The 25,004-nt window shown below is 67.6% G+C and carries 32 protein-coding genes and 4 pseudogenes; 20 read left to right on the top strand and 16 right to left on the bottom strand.

The annotated features are described in order from the left end of the window. Positions 1–163: 163 nt before the first annotated feature. Positions 164–619, top strand: a complete 456-nt coding sequence (locus ACFVYE_RS35600) for a hypothetical protein (protein ID WP_389608211.1) — start codon at positions 164–166, stop codon at positions 617–619. 107 nt (positions 620–726) lie between these two features. Here the strand turns inward: ACFVYE_RS35600 and ACFVYE_RS35595 are convergent, their stop codons facing one another. Further along, positions 727–1,662: an AraC family transcriptional regulator gene (locus tag ACFVYE_RS35595; RefSeq protein WP_389608210.1), complete on the bottom strand. Its 936-nt coding sequence runs from the start codon at positions 1,660–1,662 to the stop codon at positions 727–729. Positions 1,663–1,750: 88 nt separating this feature from the next. On the opposite strand from ACFVYE_RS35595, the gene ACFVYE_RS35590 reads away from it, so the two are divergent. The 4 genes and pseudogenes from ACFVYE_RS35590 (at position 1,751) to ACFVYE_RS35575 (ending at position 3,934) form a co-directional block, all read left to right on the top strand. Continuing rightward, positions 1,751–2,680 carry an NADP-dependent oxidoreductase gene (locus tag ACFVYE_RS35590; RefSeq protein WP_389608209.1) on the top strand — a complete coding sequence of 310 codons (930 nt, stop codon included), beginning with the start codon at positions 1,751–1,753 and terminating at the stop codon, positions 2,678–2,680. A gap of 161 nt (positions 2,681–2,841) precedes the next feature. Further along, a pseudogene (locus ACFVYE_RS35585) lies at positions 2,842–3,210 on the top strand (transposase); the annotation flags it as partial. A gap of 107 nt (positions 3,211–3,317) precedes the next feature. After that, positions 3,318–3,710 (top strand): hypothetical protein, encoded by a 393-nt coding sequence (locus tag ACFVYE_RS35580; protein WP_389608208.1) that lies wholly within the window; start codon positions 3,318–3,320, stop codon positions 3,708–3,710. 68 nt (positions 3,711–3,778) lie between these two features. Further along, positions 3,779–3,934 carry a DUF6207 family protein gene (locus tag ACFVYE_RS35575; protein ID WP_389608207.1) on the top strand — a complete coding sequence of 52 codons (156 nt, stop codon included), beginning with the start codon at positions 3,779–3,781 and terminating at the stop codon, positions 3,932–3,934. On the opposite strand, the gene ACFVYE_RS35570 is transcribed toward ACFVYE_RS35575, so the two are convergent. From ACFVYE_RS35570 to ACFVYE_RS35555, 4 genes are all read right to left on the bottom strand, one after another. Next, positions 3,931–4,353 (bottom strand): hypothetical protein, encoded by a 423-nt coding sequence (locus ACFVYE_RS35570; protein ID WP_389608206.1) that lies wholly within the window; start codon positions 4,351–4,353, stop codon positions 3,931–3,933. The two genes, ACFVYE_RS35575 and ACFVYE_RS35570, sit on opposite strands and share 4 nt — an antisense overlap. A gap of 565 nt (positions 4,354–4,918) precedes the next feature. Further along, a complete protein-coding gene (locus ACFVYE_RS35565) occupies positions 4,919–5,194 on the bottom strand; it encodes a hypothetical protein (protein ID WP_389608205.1) in 276 nt (91 codons plus the stop codon). A gap of 313 nt (positions 5,195–5,507) precedes the next feature. Further along, a complete protein-coding gene (locus ACFVYE_RS35560; RefSeq protein ID WP_389608204.1) occupies positions 5,508–5,888 on the bottom strand; it encodes an FKBP-type peptidyl-prolyl cis-trans isomerase in 381 nt (126 codons plus the stop codon). Between the two features lie 157 nt (positions 5,889–6,045). Next, the gene (locus ACFVYE_RS35555) at positions 6,046–6,345 is read right to left on the bottom strand and encodes a transposase family protein (protein WP_389608203.1); all 300 of its coding nucleotides are present in this window, start codon (positions 6,343–6,345) and stop codon (positions 6,046–6,048) included. Between the two features lie 351 nt (positions 6,346–6,696). Here ACFVYE_RS35555 and ACFVYE_RS35550 point away from each other — a divergent pair, with 351 nt between their 5' ends. Beyond that, entirely contained in the window at positions 6,697–7,245 is a 549-nt protein-coding gene (locus ACFVYE_RS35550) for a DUF4262 domain-containing protein (protein WP_389608202.1), read from the top strand. Positions 7,246–7,289: 44 nt separating this feature from the next. On the opposite strand, the gene ACFVYE_RS35545 is transcribed toward ACFVYE_RS35550, so the two are convergent. Continuing rightward, on the bottom strand, positions 7,290–8,882 hold the full coding sequence (locus ACFVYE_RS35545; RefSeq protein WP_389608201.1) for an ISL3 family transposase: 1,593 nt from the start codon (positions 8,880–8,882) through the stop codon (positions 7,290–7,292). A gap of 328 nt (positions 8,883–9,210) precedes the next feature. Here ACFVYE_RS35545 and ACFVYE_RS35540 point away from each other — a divergent pair. Further along, positions 9,211–9,327: pseudogene (locus ACFVYE_RS35540) on the top strand (DUF6207 family protein); the annotation flags it as partial. Between the two features lie 144 nt (positions 9,328–9,471). Here the strand turns inward: ACFVYE_RS35540 and ACFVYE_RS35535 are convergent. Continuing rightward, a complete protein-coding gene (locus ACFVYE_RS35535) occupies positions 9,472–9,726 on the bottom strand; it encodes a hypothetical protein (protein WP_389608247.1) in 255 nt (84 codons plus the stop codon). A 158-nt stretch (positions 9,727–9,884) separates the two neighbouring features. Between ACFVYE_RS35535 and ACFVYE_RS35530 the strand changes: the two genes are divergently transcribed. Together ACFVYE_RS35530 and ACFVYE_RS35525 are read left to right on the top strand one after the other, a co-directional pair. Next, on the top strand, positions 9,885–10,772 hold the full coding sequence (locus tag ACFVYE_RS35530; protein WP_389608200.1) for a DUF2268 domain-containing protein: 888 nt from the start codon (positions 9,885–9,887) through the stop codon (positions 10,770–10,772). Positions 10,773–10,974: 202 nt separating this feature from the next. Next, on the top strand, positions 10,975–11,823 hold the full coding sequence (locus tag ACFVYE_RS35525; RefSeq protein WP_389608243.1) for a MerR family transcriptional regulator: 849 nt from the start codon (positions 10,975–10,977) through the stop codon (positions 11,821–11,823). A 231-nt stretch (positions 11,824–12,054) separates the two neighbouring features. On the opposite strand, the gene ACFVYE_RS35520 is transcribed toward ACFVYE_RS35525, so the two are convergent. The 4 genes from ACFVYE_RS35520 to ACFVYE_RS35505 all read right to left on the bottom strand — a co-directional run bounded on the left by ACFVYE_RS35520 (position 12,055) and on the right by ACFVYE_RS35505 (position 13,470). Then, entirely contained in the window at positions 12,055–12,573 is a 519-nt protein-coding gene (locus ACFVYE_RS35520) for a DUF6262 family protein (RefSeq protein ID WP_389608199.1), read from the bottom strand. Further along, a complete protein-coding gene (locus ACFVYE_RS35515) occupies positions 12,570–12,728 on the bottom strand; it encodes a hypothetical protein (RefSeq protein ID WP_389608198.1) in 159 nt (52 codons plus the stop codon). The genes ACFVYE_RS35520 and ACFVYE_RS35515 overlap by 4 nt, the downstream gene beginning before the upstream one ends. Before the next feature lie 30 nt (positions 12,729–12,758). After that, positions 12,759–12,959, bottom strand: a complete 201-nt coding sequence (locus ACFVYE_RS35510; RefSeq protein ID WP_389608197.1) for a hypothetical protein — start codon at positions 12,957–12,959, stop codon at positions 12,759–12,761. A 196-nt stretch (positions 12,960–13,155) separates the two neighbouring features. After that, the gene (locus ACFVYE_RS35505) at positions 13,156–13,470 is read right to left on the bottom strand and encodes a hypothetical protein (protein WP_389608196.1); all 315 of its coding nucleotides are present in this window, start codon (positions 13,468–13,470) and stop codon (positions 13,156–13,158) included. 261 nt (positions 13,471–13,731) lie between these two features. On the opposite strand from ACFVYE_RS35505, the gene ACFVYE_RS35500 reads away from it, so the two are divergent. From ACFVYE_RS35500 to ACFVYE_RS35480, 5 genes are read left to right on the top strand one after another with little or no spacing between them, the layout of a single operon-like run. Further along, positions 13,732–13,875: a hypothetical protein gene (locus ACFVYE_RS35500; protein ID WP_389608195.1), complete on the top strand. Its 144-nt coding sequence runs from the start codon at positions 13,732–13,734 to the stop codon at positions 13,873–13,875. Between the two features lie 49 nt (positions 13,876–13,924). Continuing rightward, complete coding sequence (locus ACFVYE_RS35495) at positions 13,925–14,905, top strand: ATP-dependent DNA ligase (RefSeq protein ID WP_389608194.1); 981 nt, start codon at positions 13,925–13,927, stop codon at positions 14,903–14,905. Positions 14,906–14,928: 23 nt separating this feature from the next. Continuing rightward, complete coding sequence (locus ACFVYE_RS35490) at positions 14,929–15,213, top strand: transposase (protein ID WP_389608242.1); 285 nt, start codon at positions 14,929–14,931, stop codon at positions 15,211–15,213. After that, positions 15,210–15,665 (top strand): IS3 family transposase, encoded by a 456-nt coding sequence (locus ACFVYE_RS35485; RefSeq protein WP_389608193.1) that lies wholly within the window; start codon positions 15,210–15,212, stop codon positions 15,663–15,665. Before ACFVYE_RS35490 ends, ACFVYE_RS35485 begins: the two co-directional genes overlap by 4 nt. Positions 15,666–15,691: 26 nt before the next feature. After that, positions 15,692–16,087 carry a transposase gene (locus ACFVYE_RS35480; RefSeq protein WP_389608192.1) on the top strand — a complete coding sequence of 132 codons (396 nt, stop codon included), beginning with the start codon at positions 15,692–15,694 and terminating at the stop codon, positions 16,085–16,087. Positions 16,088–16,323: 236 nt separating this feature from the next. On the opposite strand, the gene ACFVYE_RS35475 is transcribed toward ACFVYE_RS35480, so the two are convergent. The 3 genes and pseudogenes from ACFVYE_RS35475 to ACFVYE_RS35465 all read right to left on the bottom strand — a co-directional run. Continuing rightward, complete coding sequence (locus tag ACFVYE_RS35475; protein WP_389608191.1) at positions 16,324–16,821, bottom strand: MarR family winged helix-turn-helix transcriptional regulator; 498 nt, start codon at positions 16,819–16,821, stop codon at positions 16,324–16,326. Continuing rightward, positions 16,818–17,423 (bottom strand): DJ-1/PfpI family protein, encoded by a 606-nt coding sequence (locus tag ACFVYE_RS35470; protein ID WP_389608190.1) that lies wholly within the window; start codon positions 17,421–17,423, stop codon positions 16,818–16,820. Before ACFVYE_RS35470 ends, ACFVYE_RS35475 begins: the two co-directional genes overlap by 4 nt. Before the next feature lie 259 nt (positions 17,424–17,682). Further along, a pseudogene (locus tag ACFVYE_RS35465) lies at positions 17,683–17,880 on the bottom strand (IS6 family transposase); the annotation flags it as partial. Between the two features lie 179 nt (positions 17,881–18,059). Here ACFVYE_RS35465 and ACFVYE_RS35460 point away from each other — a divergent pair. The 4 genes and pseudogenes from ACFVYE_RS35460 to ACFVYE_RS35445 all read left to right on the top strand — a co-directional run. Beyond that, a complete protein-coding gene (locus ACFVYE_RS35460) occupies positions 18,060–18,722 on the top strand; it encodes a class I SAM-dependent methyltransferase (RefSeq protein WP_389608189.1) in 663 nt (220 codons plus the stop codon). 130 nt (positions 18,723–18,852) lie between these two features. Next, complete coding sequence (locus ACFVYE_RS35455) at positions 18,853–19,080, top strand: helicase associated domain-containing protein (protein WP_389608188.1); 228 nt, start codon at positions 18,853–18,855, stop codon at positions 19,078–19,080. 243 nt (positions 19,081–19,323) lie between these two features. Next, positions 19,324–20,283: a hypothetical protein gene (locus ACFVYE_RS35450; protein ID WP_389608246.1), complete on the top strand. Its 960-nt coding sequence runs from the start codon at positions 19,324–19,326 to the stop codon at positions 20,281–20,283. Between the two features lie 4 nt (positions 20,284–20,287). Further along, a pseudogene (locus ACFVYE_RS35445) lies at positions 20,288–20,487 on the top strand (helicase-related protein); the annotation flags it as partial. Positions 20,488–20,633: 146 nt separating this feature from the next. Here the strand turns inward: ACFVYE_RS35445 and ACFVYE_RS35440 are convergent. Then, positions 20,634–21,899, bottom strand: a complete 1,266-nt coding sequence (locus tag ACFVYE_RS35440; protein WP_389608187.1) for an IS701 family transposase — start codon at positions 21,897–21,899, stop codon at positions 20,634–20,636. Positions 21,900–22,458: 559 nt separating this feature from the next. Continuing rightward, positions 22,459–22,863: a hypothetical protein gene (locus ACFVYE_RS35435; protein WP_389608186.1), complete on the bottom strand. Its 405-nt coding sequence runs from the start codon at positions 22,861–22,863 to the stop codon at positions 22,459–22,461. Between the two features lie 99 nt (positions 22,864–22,962). Here ACFVYE_RS35435 and ACFVYE_RS35430 point away from each other — a divergent pair, with 99 nt between their 5' ends. Beyond that, positions 22,963–23,664 carry a recombinase family protein gene (locus ACFVYE_RS35430; protein WP_389608185.1) on the top strand — a complete coding sequence of 234 codons (702 nt, stop codon included), beginning with the start codon at positions 22,963–22,965 and terminating at the stop codon, positions 23,662–23,664. Between the two features lie 134 nt (positions 23,665–23,798). Beyond that, on the top strand, positions 23,799–24,479 hold the full coding sequence (locus ACFVYE_RS35425) for a hypothetical protein (RefSeq protein ID WP_389608184.1): 681 nt from the start codon (positions 23,799–23,801) through the stop codon (positions 24,477–24,479). Positions 24,480–25,004 lie beyond the last annotated feature (525 nt).

Below are 25,004 nucleotides of genomic sequence, written 5' to 3'. Positions count from 1 at the left end.
GCAGGGATGAAGGGTGACTCGTTAGTTCGAGAACCCCAGACTGGCGCCGCGGAAGCTATTCTGAACATGTTCATTTCTGCTGGAGTGGCATCGAGCTGGGGGCATGATGGGCAATCGCAGGCGGGGAAGATGGTTGGCAATGGGCCCGGCGATGATTCTTGTCATGGTCGCCAGCGGCTGTGGGGCGCTCTTCTATCCCAGTCTGCCGACCGTCCATAACGTTTCGGCCAGAGAACTCGCTGGAGACTGGAGCGGCCCCGACGGCGCGGAGGTGGCCCTGGAGAGGGATGGCCGAGCCGTGGTGAGGAATCCCGGAGGCGAGGACTGGGATTTCGACGAAGGCTGGGGTCTGTCTGGTACCGGGACCTGGCAGCTGATCAAGGGGGCCAGCGGAGAGACGATTGGTGGTGCCCCGGCAGTCCAGATCTCCATCACCAATGTGACGGGGCAAATACAGCGTCCCCCCAGGGACATCGACGAGTGGACGACCACACCGCACACTCCGATAGGCCGTTACACCTGGAAGTTCTGCATGGAGCGGACCAAGAAAGGGCTTCAGCCCTACTACCTTGCTGGGGACCCGGACGCTCCCAACCTCTATCACCTCAAGCGAACGTGACCGGGTCGGCACCCAAGCCAAGGTGATCTCCGGCTACGAAAATCTTGCCAGAGCCCCGGATATGCCCGGACGTACAGCTGAGCGTGCCCAGGACGCCTGCACTGGATTCAGCTCCGCCGTCTGAACGTGCCGGGGGCTGTCCCGTGCGTGCGCTTGAACGCGTTGGCGAAGGCGAACTCGGAGGCGTAGCCCACCTGGGCGGCGACGGATTTCAATGGTGCGTCCGATGCCCGCAGCAGGCGCGCGGCCGTGGTCATCCGCCACCAGGTCAGGTAGCTGAGGGGTGGTTGGCCGATCAGTGTGGCGAAGCGCCTGGCGAACGGTGCGCGGGACAGCCCCGCTTCCGCGGCGAGTTTCGCCACTGTCCACGGTGCTGCCGGGGCCCGGTGGATGGCGTGGAGGGCGGCGGTGACCGGCGGGTCGTTGAGCGCGGCGGCCCAGCCGGTGGTGTTGCCCCGGGCGGGTTGTTCGTTGAACCAGATGCGCAGGATGTACAGCAGCAGTGTGTCCAGGAGCGCGGGGACGGCCGCGTCCGTGCCGAGGCGCGGGTGCTCCAGTTCGGCGGCCAGCAGCCCCACGGCCGAGCGCAGTTCCGGGTGGCGATCCGGGTGCGCGGGGAGGTGGATCCGGTCAGGCAGGTCGCGCAGCAGCGGGTGGGTGCGGGACGGGTCGAGCTGGTAGGTCCCGCAGAGCACGACGGTGACCGGACCGCCGTCTCCGGTCCGGTCGATGCTGTCCGACGCATAGGGCTCGGACAATCGGGGGTCGTCGGGGCCGCAGGCGGGGGCCGTCGCCAGGGTTTTGGGCCTGTCGGCCAGGGTGTGCCCACTGCCGTGGGGCAGGAACACCACGTCGCCCACGCCCAGCGGGACGGGCTCTGCGTCTGGAGGGAGCAGCCAGCAGGAGCCTTGCAGGATCACCTGAAAGCCCGCCGACCCCGGTACGGAGGCGAACTCCTGCCCCCACGGGGCATGCCACCGCACGTGCGCCGACCGAGGCCGGCCGGTCCGCATCACCGCGATGACGTCACTGAGCACATCCATGCGGTGAGACTACGCGGCGAGACGTACGCGCATGAACTGGGCACTCTGCCGCATGGATCGTCTCCAAGTGAGGTCGTAGATTCGCGGCATGAAGATGAAGACCGCACGTATCCACGAGTACGGCGACGCGTCGGTGATCCGCTACGACGACGTTCAGCGCCCTCAGCCTGCATCAGGTGAAGTGCTCATCCGTGTCGCCGCGACCTCGTTCAACCCCACCGAGGCCGCGTTGCGGGGCGGACTGCTGCGGGCGTTCTTTCCCTTGGACCTGCCCTACACGCTCGGATGGGACGTCGCCGGCACGGTCGCCGAGATCGGCGCGGGTGCGGAGGGGTTCACCGTCGGCGACCGGGTCATCGGGCGGCTCGACAGCGCGGGTGCGGCCGCCGAGTACGTACGGGCGCCCGTGGCCACGCTGATCGCGGCTCCCGCCTCCATCCCTCTTGCGAACGCTGCGGCCGTTCCCGTGGCCGGTCTCACGGCGTGGCAGGCGGTGTTCGAGCATGGGCAGGTAGCCGCCGGTCAGCGGGTACTGGTCAACGGTGCGGGCGGAGGCGTCGGTGGCTTCGTGACGCAGCTCGCCAAGTACGCGGGAGCCGAGGTGATCGCCACGGCCGGCGCCCGCAGCGCCGAGGCAGTCCGGCGGCAGGGGGCGGACCAAGTGATCGACTACACCGCCACGCCGGTGGTTGCCGCGCTCGATGGCCCAGTGGACACGCTGCTCAACCTGGTCCCGCTGAGCCGGCCGGACGCCACAGCTCTGGCGCCGCTAGTACGGCCGGGCGGGCGGATCGTCTCGATCGCCACCCCGATCGAGCCGCCTGCCGATGCCGAGGTGACTGCGATGCACATGGTCGCCCGCAATGATGTGGAGCATCTGTCGGCGCTGGTGGAGCTCATCGACGCGGCCGTGGTCACCATCGACATCAGCGAGTCACGCCCGCTGGCCGACCTCGGCGCCATCCACCGCCTCAGCGAGGCTGGCCGGATCCGAGGCAAGGTCATCATCCTTCCTTGAGCCGCCGACGGCCGGACCTTGCCTTCAGCCTCCACGCCCACTTCCCTGTGGGCACGTTTCCCGCGTACCTGGCCGAGCAACTTTGGCGAGTACGCCGACACCCTGCATGTGGTTCGTGATCATTGATGCGGGATGATGGCGGTATACGTGGTGGGGATGGGCTGTTCGAGGTCGAGCCGGTCGAGAAGAAGCAGCCGCAGGGCCGTCCGGCGGCGGTGGACAAGAGGTTCAGGGCGTTCGACCCGCACCAGGTCCTGCTGCTGCCCCCGTCGCTGGACGACTGGCTTCCCGAGGGCCGCCTGGCCCGGTTCGTCGCCGACCTGGTCGACGACGTGCTGGACCTGACGGCAATCCGGTCCGACTACACCGAGAAGCGCGGCTACCCGCCCTACGACCCACGCCTGATGCTGCGCCTGCTGATCTACGGCTACACCACCGGGGTGCGCTCCTCACGGGCGATCGAGCGCAAGTGCGTCGACGACATCGCGTTCCGGTTCCTGGCCGCCGACCAGGCCCCGGACTTCCGCTCCACGACTGCATGGACGACCCATTCGGCACGCTCGGCCTCAAAGGGGCAGACCCCTACCTGCTCCTCGGAACCGTCGAAGCCCACCTGACAGAAGTATCCGAGGAGCAAGTGAAAGCTGACCCCCGCTTCTGTGAACTGCTCAACGACCCCGAGCACGAAGGGCCCTGGCTCGTCTCGCTCACGGACACCCTCCGTGACGCCCTCGCAGCGGCCACCCCGGAGCGCCTGCTGGAAACCGCCACCGCATGGACCCACACCGAAGACGGTGGCGGGCAGGACCCAGGGCTCTTGGCCGACTTCCTGGAACGCCTCGGCGAACTCGCCCGCGACGACGCCTGTACTGCGGCATGTCCCTGTGGGGAACTGCACATCGGGAACAAAGTCGGCGGCATCAGTACCGCCTCGGTGATCAGGGACTCGACACCTCGTGATCACCCGGAGGCCGCGACTGCCTCCGTTCGATCCCGGTCGACGAACTCAACAACCACACCGGCTATCTGAACCAGTATCAACCCGGACAGATCCTCTGAACGACGCCGCCCTGGACCTGTACCCCCTCGCGTGTTGCCATGCACGGTCAGCGATCAGTGGCCGCCCAGTGGGCGACCGCTACCGCCGACCGCACCACCCGCGACCCGGGTCAGCCTGGTGTCCGGCTGCGCTGCTACGTAGACCTGCGCCAGGACGACACGCCTGGCAGAGGACCAGTGGCCGGGACCGCCTAGAGAATGCTGATCAGCTGCGCGCTGCCGGAGCCGAGCTCTAGAGTCCCGGAGCAACGCGCCTTCTCGCGGTAGAGAGCTCCTGGGATGCGGGCCTCGGAGCGAGTCAGCAGCTCGACTACGCGGTCGTGGTCCGTGTCGAAGTGAGCATCCCAGATGAGCCGGTCCGGGCGTGTGGGGTGGCCTGTGACCCAGGCAGGCTGAAGGTCGAAGCGATACCACAGTGGCATGGAGCGCATCAGCAGTGCGCTGCGCAGCGGCGTGCTGGCGGTGTACGCCCACCACGCAGGGTGCGCGGCTTCCTCGTCGGTGAGGCCGTTGTGACGCCACAGCGGCGAGCGCCCGTCTTTCTGATGCCAGTCGGTCTCCTGCATGAAGACCATGCGTGCGATGTCCATGCCGTGCCAGCGCTGTGAGTCCACGAGGTCGAGGCGCCCTCCTGTGGGGACGTGGATCAGGCGCATCCGTCGGCAGGTGAAGTCGATCAGCCGGAGGCCGGGGATCCCACACACCGTGGTCTTCGTGGAGGAAAGGCAGGATGCGGCTGGCGACGCGGTAGGCCGTGTTGGTGTGGATCTCCAGATGGCCGGGCTGGTGGCAGATGACGTTCAGGTAGCCGCTGGTGCTGGCCATCGCGCTCTTTCGCGGCTGTTCCAGGGGGTGCGGGTGCTCACGGTTGCTCATCAGGCACTCGAAGAGGAGGGCCTGGAAGGCGAGTTGCCCGCGGTCGGTGGGATCCAGGATGGGACGGCCGCCCTTCGCCTGGAGTCGTCCCAGGTACAGAAGGCGCGCGAGTTCCTTACTGATCCGCTTGTCAGTCGTGTGCGGCATGGGGGTTCCTGCTCCGGCTGCCCCCGGGCGGCAGCCGTGGAGGAAGGGCATGCGCGGACACCGAGAAACGCACGCTGCGGGACCGGGCATCCCACCCGTGAGACATCTGCGACTCCACCCGGGCGGATCGCTCGCCTCCAGACCGTCCCTGGCCTGTCAGGTTGACGGTACCGGACCACGCGCGGCAGACCACGCGACGCGCCGGGCGACGCGCGGCACCATGCCCTCGCGCGGATCGGCGGTGACCTGGTCGTGGACGACGTCGGCGTACGACTGGGAGCAGAAGCCGCGGACCACCAGGACCGGGATGCCCGCGTGTCCGAGCCATCCGGTCAGCTGCTGGCGCAGGGTGTCCTTCTCCGCGGCGACGTATAGGGCGTGCTCCGCAGCACTTGAGAGTGGTGATTCCGGTCGGGAATCGCGTCCCGCCAAGCGGTGTAGGCCGTGAAGATCTGTGCCGCGGGGCTGGCATTGGCGGGCAGCGTGAGGTCGCCGCGCGGATGATTCGTTTCGCGGGGTTCATGGCCGCCGGCACCCCGGCCGTCGGCCAGCGGTCCGGGCTCAGGTTCAGGCCCGCAACCGGGGTGTCTGCCGTTTGTGGATCACGGGCGCCGATGCGTGTTGTTGCCGGCGCGTGCCTCTGTCCGTGGCTGCGGGTGAAGGGTGCACGGGTGTGGTGTCGCGGTCGGCCGGCAGGTGTTGCCCGGCCTTGGTTCCGAGCGGAGAGGCCGGGTAGCAGAAGGCCTCAGACTGCGACGGAGAGCAGGTCCACCACGAAGACGAGTGTCGAGCCCGCCGGGATCAACGGCGAGGGTGACTGGTTGCCGTAGCCGAGGCGCGGGGGAACGATGATCTCGCGGCGGCCGCCGACCTTCATCCCTCTGACCCCGCGGTCCCAGCCCTTGATGACCTTGCCACCGCCCACGGCGAACTTGAACGTCTGGCCCCGGTCCCAGGAGGTGTCGAATTCCCTTCCGGACTCGAAGGTGACCCCGACGTAGTGAACCTGGACAACCCTGCCCGGCTTCGCCTCAAGCCCGCCCCCGACGACGAGGTCACGGATTGTCAGCTCGGTGGGAGCGTCACCCTCCGGAAGGTCGATCTCGGGCTTCGTCAGTTCACTCATTGCAGCCTCATTCGCTCGCCGCCGGAAGCCCTCATACAGACCAGCCAGGCGCATGGTCACTCCATGCAGTAGATCATCATGCTGCCGTGAACGCTGATCTCCTGGAGTGCATCAAGCCCAACGAAGCACGACGCTCAGCGTGACTGGGCGTGCTACGTCATCGGAACGCTGCCCCCGTACTCGATGATGGCGAGGCCCTGCTCCCCGCGTCCGCGGGTATGGCCCCTGGGCGTCGCCTGGTGGCGCGTGGCCCGCTGCGCGGAAGGTCCTTCAGCCTGCGCTGATAACGGTCGTGGACTCGGTCCGAGAAGCGCCCGCAGCCCGGACACGCCGCCCGGGCCGCGCGGCCTCTCGCCACCACCTCGACCGTGCCGAACGCAGCCGTAACCGCCTCGACGTCCACAGCGTCGATCCCCTCGAACACCAGCGAGTCCCAGAACGGTGCACCGGTCTGCATGACCAGCACCATCACCGCTCACAACCGGCCGCAGCAGAGACCAGAGAGAGCGTCACTTCCGAACGTCAACGGACAAGGCGTACGCCGCCTCACACGAGCCAGTCCCTCGCAATCGAACGTCGGGGTAACGCTCCGCAACGGCTCCCCAAGATCTGTGCCAGAACCCAAAACTCGGCGACACCACTCTCCATGCGAAGCGGGTGCTCTCGCGGCTGAGCTACAGGCGCTCTCGTAACTCGGTTCTGGCACAGATCTTGGGGAGCGGTCGCGGAGGGTGACGATGTTGTTCGATTGAGGGTGGTCACGAACCCCGGCTGCCCGATTCAGCCGCTCACCTCGTAGCCTCCGCACATGACTGATGATTCGTTCCAGTGCCGCTGTGTCCTCTGCCATGACTACGGTGACCGAGACGAGGCGGACCGCGCGGATCTGACGATCATCGAGAATGTGCAGCAGCACGGATGGCACGTCCAGATGGTTCCCGAGGACGAGATCGGTCCTGGATTCGCCTACACGGTCGGCCTCGCGCACACTCACGGCGGTCCTGAACTCGCCATGTTCGGACTCGATATCCACGCTATGCACCGCATGCTGAACAGGCTCGGAGCGAAGTCCGCCGCGGGTGCTGTAATGGCTGAAGGCCAGAGGCATCCTGAGGTTGTCGACGGTCACCAAGTCGCGCTCAGGCAGGTCGATGTCCGCTGGTACCGAACCTTCTTCGGGCGGGCTATGGGGTTCTACCGGCGGCCTCCGTTGCCTGTGCTGCAAGTTGCGTGGCCCGATGTGGATGACCGTTTCCACTGGGAAGATCAGGCTGAGGAGAGGCATCGGGAGTCGCAGCCTCAGTTGTGGCTGCCGCCGAGGGAGCACCCTGTCGGGGTCTGGACGACCGAACTCTGACCTCTAACGTGCCAACCAGCGACAGACCAACACTGTCGCGCAAGCTACTGAAGCAAGATCATTTTGCGGAGCAGTTCGAATCCGGCTCGGCCGTAGAGCTGCCGCTTGATCTTCTTGATGCGGTTGACGGCGCCCTCGATGCTGCCGGAGCTCCAGTTGAGAGTGAGCCCGGCTGTCACGGCGTCGAGGTCTCGGAGCAGGTGGAGTGCGAAGCCTGTGACGCCGGGTAGCTGGCTGGCGTCGACTGCGTCGATCCAGGTGGGGAGTGTGGAGCCGAGGCGGTCGGTGAGTATCTCGCCGAAGTCGCGGACGTGTCCGGCCGCCTTGTCCAGTTCGGGGCAGCGGGCCAGGATCTCCTTCAGGCTGGCCCGGTCTTCCTCGGTCAGGGTCGCGGGGTGCCTGGTGAGCCAGCCGGTCACCTGCCGCACCGTTGGTGGCCGGGGCGTTGCGGCGGACGGAGCCCCGCGCAAGGTGGCGATGTGGGCGCGGACCATGGCGTAGGTGACGGGAGCGTGCTCGGCAACCAGCTCGCTGTGCAGTCGGGTGACGCTTGTGCATCCCTCGGCGAATCGCCGCTCCAGGTAAGGCTTGTAGGGGTCCAGCCTGCTGGGCCGGGGCCGGTTCTCGCGGATGGTGTCCTGCCAGCGTGCGGCGTTCGCGTACCGGAGCACGGTGTTGAGGCCCCAGCCCAGGTGCCGGGCGATCGCCCGGCGTGAGTGGCCTTGGGCAAGCAGCTCGTGGACCAGGGCGTGTGCGGCCTTCTTCCGCTCGGCCCGTCGGCCGACGGGCTCCAAGTTGTCCTGCGGCCGACCGGAAGCCGGTCGGGTGGCCTGTGGCAGCATGCCGCTGGGCGAGGGCCCACGCAGGCAGTCGCGGTGGTCGGCGACGCAGGTCTCCACCGCCCGACCGAGGCCCTGCCACAGATGGAACCGGTCGGCGACCTGCAGAGCGCCGGGGGCACCGCGCCGGGCCCCCTCGGCGTAGGCGCCCGCCCGGTCCCGGCAGATGATCTCCACGCCGGGGTGGCGGATCAGCCAGGCGGCCAGCGGCCCGGCTTCACGCGTCGGGAGCACATCGACCACGCGATGGTCTTCGACGCTGGTCAAGACGGTGGAGTAGGTCTGGCCGCGACGGATCGCGAAGTCGTCCACACCCAGCACACGCGGAGTACTGAACCGTGGATCGGGCAATGCCATGACCCTGCGTAGCAAGGTCATCCTTCCCGCGCCGAAGCCCAGCCGGGCCGCCAGCCGAGCGCCGGCCCGCCCGGCCAGGGCGAGCCCTACTCGCTCCAGGGCGTGGTTGAGCCGAGTGGTGAACCGTGCGTGCGGGGCGGCCAGCCGGGAAAACGGATCGGCGAACGTCCGGCGCCGACAGTCCGCCGACCCGCAGATGAAGCGCCGGACCGTCAGCCGGATCACAAAGCCCTGATCAACGAGCGGAAGGTCCTTCAGCCTGCGCTGGTAACGGTCGTGGACTCGGTCTGAGAAGCGGCCGCAGTCCGGACATGCAGCCCCGGCCACGCGGCCTCTCGCCACCGCCTCGACCGTGCCGAACACGGCCGTGACCGCCTCGACATCCACCTCGTCGATCCCGTCGAACACCAGCGAGTCCCAGAACGATGCATCGGCCTGCATGAACAGCACCATCACCGTCCACAGCCGACCACGGCATCGACCGACAAGCACCTGAGGGAGCGTCAATTCCGGCTGTGAGGCGACGGGCGTACGCCGTCTCACATGAGCCAGTCCCTCGCAATCGAACATCGAGGTAACGATCCGCGACGGCTCCCCAAGATCTGTGCCAGAACCCGTAACTCGCTGACAAAGCCACCCGGGCGGACTGCACACGCGGCCTGTATGCGGCCCGTGGTTCAGCCGACGTCGGGATCGAATCCGATACTCGTAAAGGTGGGATGCGCAGCGCTGGCGAACCGGTGAGAAGACGACCGCGTCAGGATGAGGCATGGAACGGATCAACGCGCAGCACGTCAGCGAGCCCGGTCTGGTGGTCCTGGACATCACCGCCGCCGATGAGGCAACCGCCCAAGCGGTGATGGCTGACCTGGAGCAGCGGTGGGCCACCTCCGGCATCATGCCCGTACAACGCGAACCCGGAACGCCGGGCGTGAAGGCCCGTATACGCGGACACACGCCGCAGCCCCGCCACCTCCGCATGAGAATCAGCGGCCGCGTGCTGGAGATCGGGACGGCCCGATCTCCAGGGTCAGCGGCGGAGGGCATAGTGGGTCAGGCGGGAGCGGGCTGCCTGTTCGCTGATCCCGAGCGCCTGGGCGATGGTGTCCCACTGTGGTCCGTCCGCGGTGTCGACGCTGAACGAGGCGTCGGTTGCCACCCGTTCGGTGAGGCGCTTAAGGGCGGCGACGGCGCGGAGTGCGGCCAGTGGTTCGTCGGCGACCAGAGCAGTGAGGCGTTCCTCGACCTGGTCGAGGAGGGCGGTGAGGTCGGCGGGCACGGGCACGGTGCGGGCCTGTACTTCGGTGACTCTGCTCCAGGAAAGAGGACACAGGCAGGGCGGGAGCGGGGCCAGGTAGAAACGGACCCCGGTACTGCCACGGCCGGTCCGTCCGCCTGCACGACTGGACCCTCCCGTAAGGGGAGGCCCTACGGTCCCAGGTCATGAGGATTGTTGTCCATGACACGGCGTCCGCCATGCTCGATCTCCTGCAGGGCCCGTTGGAGGAGCGGCCCGACGCCCTACGAGAAATGCTCGGCCCTCTACAGAGCGTGATGTCCATGATTGGCGATATGGACATGGTCCACATGCACCAGATGGGCAGTGGCTTCAGGATCGACGTCGAGGACCCGCGCTACCTGACAGCCTTGAGGCAGATGCGGGACGCGGAGGTGTGGAGCCAGATCGAGAACTGTCTCGCCGCGGCGTGGAAGCGACTGAGCGGAGCGGTGCCCGGGGTCCGGACCGCCGAGACCGTGCATGTCGTCCTGGCGCTCGGCGACCCCGACGACGACCTCCTGACGGTCCGTAACGCCGGCTACTTCGGCATGGGCGGCATTCCCGGGGCGATCCAGCTGACGATGTGGCCAACCGAAACCAGCCTCGCGAAGATCGGTTACGCCGCCGCGCACGAGCTTCACCACAACGTGCGTTACGCCAATGTGGTCTGGAATCCGACGACGGTCACAGTCGGCGAGCAGGTCGTGGCCGAAGGGCTGGCCGAGGCGTTCGTACGCGAGCTGGCGGGCGAGCGGGCCATGGGGCCCTGGTCGACGGCACTGTCCGGCGCGGAACTGGACGACGTCTACGAGAAGGTCGCGGCCGGGATCGACGTGGCCGGGATGCAGAACCTCCCCGCGTACGTGTACGGCGACGCCACCGCGCAGCGCATGGGGCAGCAGCCCGTCGGACTGCCAGACTCGGCCGGATACGCGGCCGGCCTACGGATCGTGGATGCCCACCTGGCGGCCTCCGGTCTGACCGCCGCCCAGAGCACCGCGCTGCCGGCACGCGACATCCTTGCGAATGCGGGCGTGCCGACCAGCGCGTGACTCCCCCGCGGATCGCCCGCAGCGAGGCCACGGAGGACGACTGGTGCATCCCGGGTATCCGCAGGGCCCGGACCGGAGTATTGAGGGACACCGCCCCGAGATTCGAGACTGGAGCATTACGCTGAGCCACTTTTCACATCGCGGCAGCTGCGGGGATACGGGGCAAAGATCCGAGCCTGGCAAGGTGAGCGACACTGAGCTGATGACGAGTGTTGCCCGCGAGCAGGAACCGATTATCACCGGGGAGAGCGCCGAACCGCTCGCTCCCAACGGCCTTACCGTTGGCCGAGCGGCTGCGCTCGTAGGGGTCAGTGTGAAGACGCTCCACCACTGGGACGCGATCAGCCTCGTGCGCCCGAGTGGGCGCACCTGGGCCGGGTACCGGGTGTACTCGGACGACGACGTCGCCCGGATACACAGGGTCCTTGTCTACAGGGAGCTTGGGTTTCCGCTCGCCGAGATCAGCCGGATCCTCGATGACCCGGACACCGACGCACGCGGCCACCTGCGTCGGCAGCGGTCGCAGCTTGTGGACCGCATCTCCCGCTTGCAGAACATGGTCTGCGCAGTCGATCGCATGATGGAGGCATCGAAACCAGGGATGCGGTTGACTCCGGAAGAGCAGGTCGAGATTTTCGGTGCCGACTGGCAGCCCGTCTGGGGCGAGGAGGCCGAGGAGCGCTGGGGCGACAGCGCACAGTGGGCGCAGTACGCCGAGCGGGCCGCCAGGATGACGCCGGAGGACTGGAAGGAGGTCGCGGCCACCACCGATGCCCTGAACGTCGACCTCGCTACTGCGAAGCGCGCCGGCGTCGCGCCCGGTTCCGATGAGGCGAACGCCCTCGCGGAGCGGCACCGCGTGTTGCTCTCGAGGTACTTCGACTGCACGCACTCGATGCAAGCGTGCCTTGGGCGGATGTACGTCAGCGATCCCGGGTATGCCGACTCCTATGAGGCAGTCGCCCCGGGCCTACCCGGCTGGCTGCGCGACGTGATCTTCGCGAACGCCGAGGCCCAAGGCGTCGACCCGGAGTCCGCGATGTGGGAGTGATCGCGGAGGCCAACCAGTTCTCACAAACGACCATCCGTGAGAGTTCCGCGACAGCCCTCGGAGCGATCGCGTTTCCGCAGGTCGCCGTTCTCAAAAGCCCTCTCGAAACCCGCATGTTGTGCGAGGCCACTTCTGAGGGCATGCCGCGATGGATCTCACGCCCGATCAGGCTGCACTGGCGCGGTCTCGCGGAAGCTTTCGCGGATTCCGTGAGCTCGTCCGGGCGGCCGTTCACGCGCGTTGGTTCAGGGCCCGTGTCAGCTCGCGGTTGGCGGAGCGGGCGGCCTCCAGCTCTTCGGTCCGTTCCTCGAGTTGGCCGCGTGTGGTCACGAGTTCCTGGTCGAGCGTCGTGATGTGTTGCTGGAGCTGGTCGATGTCGGCCGCGGCCCCGAGGCCGGAGTCGGTCCAGGCGGCCTCGCCGAGCATGGCGGATAGGCGCTTCTCCAGTTGCCGCACTTTGGACGACAAGCGGCTGTTGCGCTCCAGCGCGTTGGCCAGGTCGGTTTGCATCGAGACTCGGCTGACCGTCGCGATCCGCCCCTCTTGTGGTGGGGTGATGGCGGCGGCGTGGACGCGTTCGAGCAGGTCACGGTGGCGGTAGAGGAAGGTGCGGTCGACGCGTGCCGCGCGGGCGAGACTGGAGACGGTGATGTCCTGGTTGTTTCGCAGGAGGGTGTCGAGGGCGGTGAGGACGCGTTCGCGGCGGCGGGCCGAGTCGGCCCGTCGGCCGTTGGTCATGGGGTTGGTCATGCGGTCCTTCCGGGACGCAGGTCGGGCAGTGGCTGGCGGATGCGGGGCATGCCGAGGGAGACGGTGCGGGTGCGGCGGACCACCTTGATCGCTTTCTGGATCTGGGAGCGGTCCTCGTCGGTGAGGTCTTCGAGGTCTTGGCGGACACGTTGCACCAGTCGGCGGACGCGGGTGATTTCGTCGTCCTACGGCATCACTTCGCTTCTCGCCCAGCTGTCGGTGTCGGCAAAGGCTGCCAGGCGTTCGCGGTTGCGCAGCAGGTCCGCGAGGTATGCCTCCAGGTCGGGGAGGTAGGAGACGTCAGTGCGGAAGTGTCCGCAGCCCACGCAGCGAAAGCGCACGGGCAGTCGTGGCCGGCGGCGGCCACGTTCGAGGGTTCGGTGCACGTGCCGTAGGGGACTTGGACCGAGCCCATGGCGCGGCGTGCGTGTTCGGAGTCTAGGAGGGTTTTGGCCTGGCGCCAGATGCGTGTGCCGTGCCGGTCGAACTGCATGGTGGTGACGCGGTCGACGGCTTCGCGGCGGCGTTGCTCGCCGACACGTAATGGTGCACTCGGGTATTGGAACTCTCGGAATGCCTGCCTCACGCCCTGTGCCGTTGAAGGTTAAATCGTTGCTGCTGAAGGCTGATGATCAGTAGGTTTGCGCCATCATGAGGACGCGAATTCTGAAGTTCGGCTTGTATGCAGACGAGCAGGGGCTGGCATGGGTCAGGGAACTCGTCGACCGGACTGCAGATTCCCGGTGCGCCCGGATCGTCAAGGCCGACGTTGAACGCATCTATCCCGATAGCGACCTGACGACCGCTGAAATGTACGAGTTTCTGGCGGAACAGTGGGACTTCGAACATCCTGGCCAGAACAGCGGCGAGCGGGAAGCGGTTGAGCTGCGCGTCCACCTGGCGTGTTCCCTGCGGACATGGCGAGCAATCCGCAAGGCAGTGATCAAGGCTTTGTGTCCTGAAGGAATGGCGCCCCACGCTTGTCGTGTTCCGTGGTGCGCTGCCTGAGCTGGTGCACGGTTCGGCGCTGGCCACAGGCCACCAACCCGCATCTGCTCATCACCCACCTCCCAGACCTACCGCCACCCGGCATCCCCGCCGATCAGCTACTGCGCGCGCAGGACCGCCTTCGACCAGATCGGGCTGCTGCCCCGCCAGGTGTGGGCCGACCGCATCCTCTACGAGGCCCAGGAGACCGCCGACCCGGTCCACCTCGCCCGGCTCTTCGGCATCCACCCCGGTGTCGCGGTGAAGTACGTGCAGGCCGCACACCCGGACAAGGCCCTGCCACCAATCCGCTGACCGGGCGACACCCCCGACGCCGCCTACTCACGGTGGAACACCTTCGACCATGTCCTCGACCTGGTCCCTGCCTGAGCCGATACTCGCCACCCCCACACCCGATCCCACGCTCCACCCGGGGCACGCGGCCGAACCCAAATGGGACGGCTACCGGGCACTGCTGGGCCGGTGGCCCAGCGACCGGGTCCTGATCCGTTCCCGCCGCGGCGGGAACCTGACGGCGGCCTTTCCCGAGATTGTCGCCGCGGCCTCACACTTGCCCGACGACACCGCGCTCGACGGGGAACTGGTGGTCTGGGAGGACGGCCGGCTGGCCTTCGAGCGCCTTCAGCAACGTGCGCACCGCAGGGCGGCGACCGCCGTCCGCGCGGCCGAGCAGTGGCCGGCCCACTTTGTCGCCTTCGACCCGCTCCGGGCGGGCACAGACCTGACCGCGCAGCCCTACCGGACTCGCCGCGCGGCACTGGAACGGCTCTTCGCCGACCACAACCTGCAAGCTCCATGGACTCTGTGCCCCTCCACCACCGACCCCAAGCAGGCCGCCGAGTGGCTGGAGTGGTCGGCGGTTGGGCTGGAGGGGCTCGTCTTCAAGCGCCTTGACCAGCGGTACGTGCCCGCGTTCAGAGCTTGGCGCAAGTACCGGTCCCGGCACACGACCGAGGCCGTGGTCGGCGCGGTCACCGGCACACTGTCCGTCCCGATCACGGCCCTGCTCGGACGCTTCGATGCGAGCGGTCGGTTGCGATACATCGGCCACACCACCGTCTTGAACCGAGCCGCCCGCCGAGCCCTGGCCTCCGAGCTCCAGCCCGGCCACCCCGGTCATCCATGGACCGGATGGACCTTCTCTGCCGGATGGGGCTCGCGGCAGCGACTCCAAGTCCAGTTGACCGAACCGGCCATCGTCGCCGAGATCGCCGTGGACGTATCCCTCGACTCATCGGGACGATGGAGGCACCCTGTCCGACTGATCCGGGTACGCACTGACCTGACACCTTCCGAGATCCCCTTGTTCGGTGAGGGCACCTAGCTGCGGTGCCGGTCCACTAGACACTGACACCGACGCCGGCGATCCGTGAGGTCCAAACCTCGGGGCGGCCAGTGGCTCATGTGGCCCGTGACCTCGGAATTCACAAGGAAGCCCTGCGGAACTGGGTCCGCCAGGCCGAGGCCGACCAGGGCAGCCGGCCCGACCTGCTGACCAGCACCGAGCGAAGCGAGCTGACTCAACTCCGCAAGGAGATAGCCGAGTTGCGGCGGACGAACGAGATCCTGAAGGCCGCCTCGGTGTTTTTCGCGAAGGAGCTCGACCAGCCCCGCACGAGGCTGACGCGGTGATCAACCACCTCCGCGATGACTTCGGGGTCGAGCCCGTATGCCGGGAACTGGACCTGTCGGTCTCGGCATTCAACGCTCGCCGCAAGCGGCCCAAGTCCGCCCGGCGACTGCGCGACGAACAGCTCATCGAGCACATCCACCGCATCCACGTGGCTTCCGGCGAAACCTATGGAGCCCGGCGGATTCACCGCCAGCTGCGGCGCGAGGGCATCGCCGCGGCCCGCTGCACCATCGAGCGGCTGATGCGCGAGGACAGCCTGGACGGTGTGATCCGCGGGCAGCGGCGCCGCACCACCATCCCCGAGCCATCCGCCCCCAGGCCGCCGGACCTGGTCAACCGGCGCTTCACCGCCCATCGCCCCAACCAGCTGTGGGTCGCCGACCTCACCTACATCCGCACCTGGTCAGGCTGGGTCTACGTCGCCTTCGTCCTGGACGTCTACTCGCGGTGATCGTCGGGTGGCAGCTCGCCGCGCACATGCGAACCGATCTCCCCCTGGACGCCCTGGAGATGGCGCTCTGGCGGCGTGGAATCAAGAAGGGCTCGGGCCTGATTCATCACAGCGACCGCGACTCGCAATACGTGTCGATTCGCTACGGCGAGCGACTGTTGGAGGCTGGCGCGGCAGCGTCCGTCGGCTCCGTCGCAGACAGCTACGACAACGCCATGGCCGAGGCCCTCAACGGCCCGTTCAAGGCTGAGCCGATCGAGCACCAAGGACCCTGGCAGGACGCTGACCAGGTCGAACGTGCCGTCGTCCAATGGGTCGGCTGGTACAACACCGAGAGACTTCACTCCGCCCTCGATTACCTCCCACCCGAGGAATTCGAGGCCCAGCACTACCGATCCCAGGCGACCACGAACGCCGCCTGAAACCACACAAACCGGCCGTTACGAGACTCGGTACAGCTCAATCAGCCCCACGCCGGCATTCGTGTCACCACTCGAATCACCAACCACAACAAGCTGAACAGAAGAAACCCCCTACCTGACGCACTGACATCACGATGCCGAACCACCACCGACAAAACCCCGCAGATCATCACACGCGCAAGACCCGCCTTGGGAGGGGCGGGTCTTCGGTGCACGGAGGCGGGGCGAAGGCGTGCCTACGCCTCGGCGACGGCATCCATGGCGGCGGACAGCTGCTCCAACACCCGTACGGTCTCCGCGAATTGCTCCTTGCCCAGCTCGGCGGCGAGCCGGGCGGCTAGCGCGGCGTGGCCGGGATCGATGCGCCGGACCGCGGCGCGCCCCTCGTCGGTGGGGCGCAGCAGCTTGGCGCGGCGGTGGGCGGGGTTGGGCGCGTACTCGGCGAGGCCCTTGCCGACCAGCAGGTCGGCGACGCGCTGCACGCCCTGCCGGGTCATGCCCATGGCGCGGGCGATCCCGGAGGCGGACAGGGGCTCGCGGAGCACGGCCCCGAGGACCTGCCACCAGGAGGCGGTGAGTCCGGCGGGCTTGGCCAATCGCTCCGAGACGGAGAGGAATTGGCCATTGAGCCGGAAGACGCCGAGCGCGGTACGGCTCAGCAGTTCCCCGTTCGCGGGCTCCGGGGCGGTGGGTTGCTGGTTCGCGGGTTCCCCGTTCGCGGGTTCCTGGCTCATGAGTCGGCGTTCAGGATCTCGTAGGCGGCCAGGTCCGAGTCGTGGAACAGCCGGTACCAGGCGTCGAGCTTCTCGCCCTCGTACACCCCGAGCCGTGCGAAGACCTCGCGGGCGAACGCGACCGGTTCGGTCGGCCCGGCCGTGATGAGGTCGCCGTCCGTCACCGCGTCCGCGTCGACGTAACGCTCGCCGCCCTTGTACCCCGTGGCGGCGAGGTAGAAGGAGACCGCGCTCGTGTGCGCGCGGTCGTCGAGCAGACCCTCGCGGGCCAGGCCCGCCGTCGCACCGCAGATCGCGGCAACCGGCACCCCGGCGTCCAGGAAGCCGCGCGCCGCCCGGGCGAAGGGGGCGAGCGTGTCACCGGTGTCCCAGAGCCCGGCACCGGGGAGCACCAGGAGCGCACTGTCCTCGGGGCGCAGGTCCGCGAGCGCGAGGTCGGGCAGGATGCGCAGCCCGCCCATGGTGGTGACGGGGCCGGTGGTGGGGCCGACCGTCCGTACGGTGAAACTGGCCTGCGCGAGATGGGCGGTGGTGTGCCCCGTCTCCCAGTCGGCGAGGGTGTCGTACACGGCCAGGTGCACGGTCCTGCGGATGTCGGTCATGACGCCTCCTCGGCGGAACTGTCCCGTCGGCCTCGCTCTCCGACGACGGCCACGAGTGACCGTCGAGAGCACGCCAACATGCTGTCATTATGACAGTTTGCTGTCAACTCATTCCGGCGGTCCGGCCGTGTGCCGACCCCGTGTGCCGACAACCCGACACCCTGCCCACCAAAGCGCCCCACGGGCGCTGTCACGTTGTTGAGTGTGTGCGTGCCTGACAGTGTGTCGGGTGTGGTGGGGCCAGGTCCCGGCTCCGTGCTCAGGCCACGGCAGGCAGGCCGGCGACGCCGGTGATCTGATCCCAGATGGCGAAGCGGGTGGTCATCTCGGTGCGGTAGTGGGCGGCTGTCATCAGGTGGCGGCGGGGCCTGAAGTGGGGTGAGATACCGCTGAACGCGGCCAGGAACTGCTGGGCTCTGCCGACGCTACGGAAGCCTTTCATGGCGCGTTCGCGCTGGCCCCGGGTGAGTAATTGTCAAGACCTGTGGATGGCCGCTCGACGATTGTCCCGATGACGGAGGTCGTGACCGCCGCGATCTGACGGGCTGTGGCTCGTTTTTAGCTGCTGCAGCGGTTGCCCCTGCGGTGATCGAAATTGGATCGTCTGCGGCTCGTGGTCAGTCGTAAGGTGCGGCAATGGACTGGAACGCCTGGCATGGCAAGTACGACGTAGCAGACTCCTGGATGGAACGGAGGCTGCGGACCGTTCAATCGCAGACCCGGGCTGCCCTGGACGATGCCCCGGCCGGGCCGCTGAAGCTGATCAGCCTGTGCGCCGGGGACGGTCGCGACCTCCTCCACGTCCTGTCTGATCATCCGCGCCGCCACGAGGTGCGGGCGCGGCTTGTCGAGTTGGACGCCCGCAACACCGCCGCGGCTTCGGAGACGGCCCGCCTGGCAAAGTTGGACCAAGTCGAGGTAGTTACGGGCGACGCCTCCCTCATCGACCAGTACCGGGATATGACCCCCGCGGACCTCGTTCTGGTCTGCGGTGTCTTCGGAAACATCACCGACAGCGACATCGAGGGCACCATCGGCGCCTGCAACCAGTTGTGCAAGACCGGTGGCAGCGTCATCTGGACTCGCAACCGTGCCGCCCCCGACCGAGTGCCCATGATCTGCGATTGGTTCGACGAGCAGGGTTTCGAACTGCAGTGGCTGTCCGAACCGGGTGCTGGCTACGGAGTCGGTGTGCACCGGTTCACCGGCACGCCTCGACCCCTGCGCACCAGCACCCGACTGTTCGAGTTCGTGGGCTACGACGTGCTCCGTCAGCGTGAGACTGCACAATCCAGCTGACCTCTGTCATGACAGCCCCACTCCTGTCTGAGTAATTGCCCTATCCGGCCAGCCGCCACAAGATCAGGCAGCGCCCCGCGAACGTTCGACCAGGACACCACTCTCGAACCGGGCGCCCGTGCGGACCAGCATGGACCCTCAGCAGCGCGCCCACTCTCCGCAGCGATGGATCACAGCGCATCTCCGGCTCGCTGACACCCACGCCACCTGGCGCACCGCGGTCGAGGAAGACGTTGCCGAGGCGAAACGCTGGGGGCTCCGGCTCGGGGCGTGGATCGGGAACCAGCGCTCGCGAGCAGCGACGCCGACCCCGGAGCGGATCGAGCAGCTGTCCACGATCGGCATGCGCTGGGCGTGAGCACAACGCCGCGACCAGGGCCGTCCCACTCGCGCCGTCTACCTACCCCAGGCACACGCAACCCGACGCGCCATGTCCATTCGGATTGACCCGGGCTCGATCACGCGGCTCCTCTGAACAGATACGCCCTCGCGGGACCTACTCTTGATCACCCATGGACGTTGTCCGGCCGCTAGGTGAAGCGCTCAAAGGCAGGCGAGCAGTGCAAGCCGAACGGCCGGCAGAGCGATCGGTAGGCAGAACGTGGCCAACGCCGACCTACGCAAAGCTCTTGTCCGCGGGCGTGAGGCCGTCGACGAGACCACCCGCTTCTGGCTAACCGTCAACGGGCGATGGGATGAGGAAGCCGCTACCGCTCGACTGTGCGAGCAGTCCGCGCCGTACCTTCAGCCCATCACCTTCAACAGGGCCCAGGAGGCTCGTCTCGGTGCGGACCGGCTGTGGTGGTTCATCGATCGCGAGAGTGAGACCTGCTTCGGAATGCTGTGCCAGGCCAAGAATCTGAAGAAGGACGGCTCTCGCTGGAAAATAGGCTTTGACCAGGCCAACAAGACCGGCGCACAGATGAAGCTGCTATCCCGGGCCGCTGAGAGCCTCGAGGTTCCCGCAGCGTACATCCTGTACTGCGGAGACGAGCAGTACAGAGGCGGGCTCGCGTGCCGGACGCATTCAGCGTTCGAGTGCGCGACTTGTCCCCGCGCGGGCGTCTCCGTGCTCAGCGCGCTTGGCGCCCAGTACCTCTGCGACAGCTACTCAACCGACACCAACGCGTGTGCCATAGCAGCCTTCCAACGATCCCAGCCCGTGGAAGACCTGGTCGCACCGGAGGCGCCCGATGGTGCCCTCTGGGACATGAACTTCCATGAATGTGTCGGCGCCCTCAAGACATTCCTCAGCCAGCCCCAGTACGGTGCAGCTCGCGTCGCAAAGCAACTCTTCGACCAGCTCTCGTCCCTGCGCGGAACCCAGTTCAGCCGGATGCCACCCGCGCTGGAACTCACCACACTCCCCAAGAACGAGTGGGTCCACCCCATCCTGCCAGCAGATCGAGGGCACCTTCCTCGCCCGTATTTTCGGGACGTCCTGCAAGGACTACGCAAGGCAGTACCCACATACGTACGCGACGCGGAAGCCGGCCGTTTCGATCGGCTGCCCGCCAAGGTCACTAGCGCCGTCAACGGAATCATCGTCACCTACGTTTGATCACTTCCTGTGCTCGGTGAAGGTCCTGGGCGAGGGCGTCGACACCAAGCACTGCGACTCCGTCTACTGGGCCGACGTGCGCGGCTCTTGCCCGACCTCGCCCAAGCCGTGGGCCGGGCACTGCGGATGCAGCCGGGCGAGGGGAAGATGGCCAGCCTGGTCGTGCCGGTCCTGCTCGGGCCGGGCAAGACGGCGGACGACATTCAATGACGCACCCACGATCGAGTGGCTGCTACTGGTAGTGCTTGGTCATGTTGGTGCGGGGTCTGGCATGGGGAGGTGACAGGTGGGGCAGGCGCCGGTCCAGATCACGAGGAGTATTTGCAGCTCGTGGACGACTCGGTAGAGGCTCAGGCCGACGCCGTCTCTTTTGGGGATCGGCTCAGTCGCTGCAGGGTGCAGAAGGCGTGGGCGACCGAGACGAGGGTGACGTGGTGGTGCCAGCCTGGCCAGGTTCGGCCTTCGAAGTGGGCCAGGCCCAGGGTCTGTCTCATCTCGCGGTAGTCGTTCTCGATGCGCCAGCGGAGCTTCGCGGTGCGCACAAGGACGGGCAGCGGGATGGTCTCAGGCAGGTTGGAGAGCCAGAACTGCACGGGCTCGTCCTGGTCGGCGGGCCATTCGGCCAGCAGCCAGCGGACCGGAAGCTCGGTGGCGGCCGTGGCCTTGCGGATCCCACGTCCGGCGGGCCGGATCCGCAGGGTCACGAAGCGCGAGTACATGCGCTTGTGCCCGCTGCGGCCACTGCCCGGCCGTGATCCCTCCCTCCACTGCACCGGCCGCGCGGAGGATTTACCGGCCGCGATGACCAGGCTCTTCACCCTCTGGGCCGGCTCGGGGTAGGCAGGAACCGGCCGTCTGCCCCGGCCGGGGTGGACCGGGGTGCACGGCTGTGCGTCCTCGGGTTGCGCGGTGGTCGTGGTCGAGATGCCCACCACGTAGTCGAGACCGCGTTCTTCCAGGCCAAGCCGGAAGGCGGCGGTGTCCCCGTAGCCGCCGTCGGCGATGACCTGGGGCACCTCGATGCCCCAGGACCGCGTCTCGTCGATCATGTCGAGGGCCAGCTGCCACTTCTCGACATGGCCCACCTGGGCGGGGATGGCGCACTTGTCACGACGGACCACTTTGACCGGGTCGGCCTTCGGCGAGGCGGGATCCCAGCTCTCGGGCAGGAACAGACGCCAGTTCACCGCCGCCGAGGCGCCGTTGGAAGCCAGGTGCAGCGAGACCCCGGCCTGGCAGTTGGTGACCTTGCCCGCGGTGCCGGTGTACTGCCGGGTCACGCACGCGGAGGCGTCCCCGTCCTTGAGGAACCCGGTGTCATCGATGATCAGCGCGGTGGGCTTGATGACCGGCTGCATGCGCCAGGCCAGACGGGCCCGCACATGCGCCGCATCCCACGGGCTGGAGGTGACGAAGTGGGCCAGCGCCTGCCGGTTCCCGTCCTCGCCCAGGCGGGCGGCCATCGGCTCCACGGACTTGCGTCCGCCGTCCAGCAGCAGGCCCCGCAGATAGACCCCACCCCACCGACGCTGATCCGCCCGCGCGAACGGCTCGAACATCTCCGCCGCGAAGTCCCCCAGATCACACCGGACCGCAGCCAACTCCTCACTCAGCACATCCGGTCAACGACACAGCCGATCAAGAAGACACGCCACCACAAACCGCACATGACCAAGCCCTACTAGTACCGATGCGGCGCATCGGCACGCTGGTCACGCCTCCCAGCCTGCCCCGGCCGGTTCGCGCGGCGAGTCGGCCAAAGAGGTCAGGGAGCTTCGCCGGTCCGGTCGAAGCGGGCCGGGTCGCCGGGGCGCGGAACATACATCCCCGGCCGCCAGCTCCGAACTGCCCCAGCTCGGCCTGGAGGGCGACGCCGGTGTCACCCAGGCCGAGAGATGGTCGCGGTCTTGTCCGTAGACCCGACCGCGCAGGGACCCCTCGTCCCTGCGTCCCAGCCGCCACCGACAACGCGGGCTTGCCCACGCAGTCGGCGGGCGGGTTGCCTGGGTCGGGTACGGAAGGCGCGAGATCCAGGTACCGCTGGCCTTCTGCTCGGGCACGGCCTGGTCCTGCTCTTGGTGCCCGTGCGCGGTGTGCTCGGCCTGGCGTTCGGCGGTGATGGCGTGCTGCTTGCAGTCGTCGGACAGGTGCGGATGGGTCCGCACGCCCGCCCGTTCAGCAGCCCTGCCTCGCCGAACGCCGCGGCCCCGCTGCACACCGACGCCATCCTGGCCCCCGCGTCGTACGCCGTACGCAGCCACCGCACGGCCGCTTCCGGCACCAGCTCCCCTCTTTCCGCCGCACCCCGCCCGGCTCCGGCCGCCGCAGCCGGGGACCCGGAACCAGTACCAGATCCCCCGGCCCCACGACCGCCCCGCCCAGCGGGCCGAGCCCTGCCAGTCGCAACCCTTGGGCCGACACCGTCTCCGGTGCGTCCGCCACATACTCCAGCCGGTAACCGGCGCCCAGATGCGCGGCCGCGTCGAAGACCTGCACCGGCCCCCCGAGGTCGAGCAGGTTCACCTCCGGCAGGACCAGCACCACGATCCGGCCGGTGCTCACCACGGCATGCTCGTTCACCTGCCCCACGATAGGAGGCATGGACGCCCCGGCATCAGGTCCGCAAAGGATCGCTGCCGGACGGATCAGGCACTCGGCGCCGCGAGGCGAGTTGTCGGGATGGGGAAGCCCAGCTCGGCCTTCACCGCGTTCGCCGAGTCCCCGGTCGACGCCCTCGAAGCCTCCGGCGCGCACCGGCTGTTCCAGGAGCAGATCAGCACCCGGGTCCGGAAACACCCCGAGATGAAGGCGGCCCTGGCGGCGGCCCGCGAGTACCGCTCGCTGGGCACGAAGGTCACCCTCGTGGTGCACGAGATGAAGCGTCTGGGCCGTGGCGCCCTGGAACTGCTGGAGGTCGCCGAGGAGCTGCGGGACGCGGAGATCGAGCTGGAGTTCCTCACCGGCCCCCTCGCCGGGAAGCACGACCCGGCCGGCCACGGGGCCGCCCTGTTCGCCTTCTTCGCCGCCATGGCCGAGTCCGAACGCGACTACATCCGCGACAAGACCCTCGAAGACCAGGAGACCGCACGCACAAAGGGCAAGGCGATCGGCGGCGTCAAGGACTCCAACGAGGACATGCACGCTCGCCGGCACGCACGGGACTTGCGAACGACTCGTCCAGCACTCCGAAACGTTGATCACGCGGGCCGACATCACACTCATGACCAGGCGGCCTTACTCGCAAGGCGGCCCGTCGGACCGGACCACCGGCAACCCGGCCAGACCGACTCGCGCGGACCACCTGATCTGCTCGCCGGGATCTTGCCGGGCCTCGCTCTCGCGGGACTCTCTCAGCATCTGCCGCTGAAGTTGAGAAGATGACGGTGCCTCACTATCTGCGTTGCAGGGACTTCCATGCCTCTGACCGAGACAATCACGGTGAGGGATCAAACCCACAGGCGGGAGACGACCGGATGAATGCATCGACGGCCACCCTCACTCGGGACAGCCTGCGAATGAAGATCACCGTCCAGCAGGTGCGACTCGGGGATGAGGAATACCGAGTGATCAGCCCATTCAAACCACTGAAGAACGGAGCCCTCTACAAATACAAATCTAACCAATACAACATGTATATGGACCGGACGGACGGCCGACGCATCGGCGCCCTGTGGCTGCTCGCGGCGCGATCCCCGCGGTCCTTGGTCTATCTGCCGATGCGCACCCCTGCAAAGGAGTTCGGGGGCGTCCACGACGACGAGACGCCGCTCGACCTCGTACTGGCCCACCGGGCATTACAGTTCCGGCCATCCCGATGGAAGAAGCTGCGGACGCATATTCGTGCAGGGAACGCTCCCCGTGAAATACGCACCGCAAGGCTGCCGGAGGGAGACCTGCCGGCCGACACCTGCGAGATCAATTACGCGGCACCAAGCGATCCGAAGAACAGGAACCTGCTCCACCAGCACGTCCACGCCGAGACCCTGTTCCTGACAGGCAGTACGGCGGCGTTTCGGGAAGCGGCCCCACACATATTCACCGTCACGAAGGAAGGTCCTCCCGCTGCCGCTACAGAGCTGTATATTTCCGGCGGATGCAACTACCACGTCTGCCGGAGCATCTACCACTGGCCAGATTTGGATGCACACGGGTGGGAACAAATCCACGTGGAGTTCTGCCCGCCGTGGTCGAGATGATCAGACGCGGACTGACCAGGCAGGAAGCCCCCCGAGGAACCCACTTCCGCCTCGTCCAGAACCACGTCCAGGCCGACGGCGTCTCCCCCGACAGCCGCGTCCGACGCCGTCGTCCAGAGCGAAGGCCCCGGACGGTGAGTGAGCGTGCAGCGGCACGGCTGGGATCAGCTCGTACCGGCCCAGTAGTGGCTCCTGGAGAACGGCCTGCAAGACCGTCAGGACGGCGCTGTCGGGCCTGTGGTGGTCAAGCTCGCGCACCTGGCTCGACAACGTCCGCAAACGCGCCGACAGACTCAGAGCGGAACGGCGTGCCGAACTCGACAAGCACGACATGCGGTGGGGCGGGACTGGTTGGGGCCGCTGGTAGCGACTGATTACGACGGTCCGCCGATCACGTGGATAGGGACCACCATCCGTCTACGCCGCCATCCTGAGGGCCGGTCCGGTCCGTTCGCGCGGTTCGACGAGGACCTGTGGTGGGTGCGGCAGGAACACCAGCCCGCCACTGTGGCGGCGCAGTTGCGG

The organism is Streptomyces sp. NPDC058239 (genome assembly GCF_042882185.1).
Lineage (GTDB): Bacteria > Actinomycetota > Actinomycetes > Streptomycetales > Streptomycetaceae > Streptomyces.
This window is presented reverse-complemented; position numbering and strand designations above follow the sequence as displayed.

What these genes read in the sequence shown, in the direction of transcription:
- ACFVYE_RS35600 (WP_389608211.1), top strand. Translation starts at nt 164, where the DNA reads ATGGTCGCCAGCGGCTGTGGGGCGCTCTTCTATCCCAGTCTGCCGACC.
- ACFVYE_RS35595 (WP_389608210.1), bottom strand. Translation starts at nt 1,662, where the DNA reads ATGGATGTGCTCAGTGACGTCATCGCGGTGATGCGGACCGGCCGGCCT.
- ACFVYE_RS35590 (WP_389608209.1), top strand. Translation starts at nt 1,751, where the DNA reads ATGAAGATGAAGACCGCACGTATCCACGAGTACGGCGACGCGTCGGTG.
- ACFVYE_RS35575 (WP_389608207.1), top strand. Translation starts at nt 3,779, where the DNA reads ATGCACGGTCAGCGATCAGTGGCCGCCCAGTGGGCGACCGCTACCGCC.
- ACFVYE_RS35560 (WP_389608204.1), bottom strand. Translation starts at nt 5,888, where the DNA reads ATGAGTGAACTGACGAAGCCCGAGATCGACCTTCCGGAGGGTGACGCT.
- ACFVYE_RS35555 (WP_389608203.1), bottom strand. Translation starts at nt 6,345, where the DNA reads ATGCAGACCGGTGCACCGTTCTGGGACTCGCTGGTGTTCGAGGGGATC.
- ACFVYE_RS35550 (WP_389608202.1), top strand. Translation starts at nt 6,697, where the DNA reads ATGACTGATGATTCGTTCCAGTGCCGCTGTGTCCTCTGCCATGACTAC.
- ACFVYE_RS35545 (WP_389608201.1), bottom strand. Translation starts at nt 8,882, where the DNA reads ATGCAGGCCGATGCATCGTTCTGGGACTCGCTGGTGTTCGACGGGATC.
- ACFVYE_RS35530 (WP_389608200.1), top strand. Translation starts at nt 9,885, where the DNA reads ATGAGGATTGTTGTCCATGACACGGCGTCCGCCATGCTCGATCTCCTG.
- ACFVYE_RS35525 (WP_389608243.1), top strand. Translation starts at nt 10,975, where the DNA reads ATGACGAGTGTTGCCCGCGAGCAGGAACCGATTATCACCGGGGAGAGC.
- ACFVYE_RS35520 (WP_389608199.1), bottom strand. Translation starts at nt 12,573, where the DNA reads ATGACCAACCCCATGACCAACGGCCGACGGGCCGACTCGGCCCGCCGC.
- ACFVYE_RS35495 (WP_389608194.1), top strand. Translation starts at nt 13,925, where the DNA reads ATGTCCTCGACCTGGTCCCTGCCTGAGCCGATACTCGCCACCCCCACA.
- ACFVYE_RS35480 (WP_389608192.1), top strand. Translation starts at nt 15,692, where the DNA reads ATGCGAACCGATCTCCCCCTGGACGCCCTGGAGATGGCGCTCTGGCGG.
- ACFVYE_RS35475 (WP_389608191.1), bottom strand. Translation starts at nt 16,821, where the DNA reads ATGAGCCAGGAACCCGCGAACGGGGAACCCGCGAACCAGCAACCCACC.
- ACFVYE_RS35470 (WP_389608190.1), bottom strand. Translation starts at nt 17,423, where the DNA reads ATGACCGACATCCGCAGGACCGTGCACCTGGCCGTGTACGACACCCTC.
- ACFVYE_RS35460 (WP_389608189.1), top strand. Translation starts at nt 18,060, where the DNA reads ATGGACTGGAACGCCTGGCATGGCAAGTACGACGTAGCAGACTCCTGG.
- ACFVYE_RS35455 (WP_389608188.1), top strand. Translation starts at nt 18,853, where the DNA reads ATGGACCCTCAGCAGCGCGCCCACTCTCCGCAGCGATGGATCACAGCG.
- ACFVYE_RS35430 (WP_389608185.1), top strand. Translation starts at nt 22,963, where the DNA reads ATGGGGAAGCCCAGCTCGGCCTTCACCGCGTTCGCCGAGTCCCCGGTC.
- ACFVYE_RS35425 (WP_389608184.1), top strand. Translation starts at nt 23,799, where the DNA reads ATGAAGATCACCGTCCAGCAGGTGCGACTCGGGGATGAGGAATACCGA.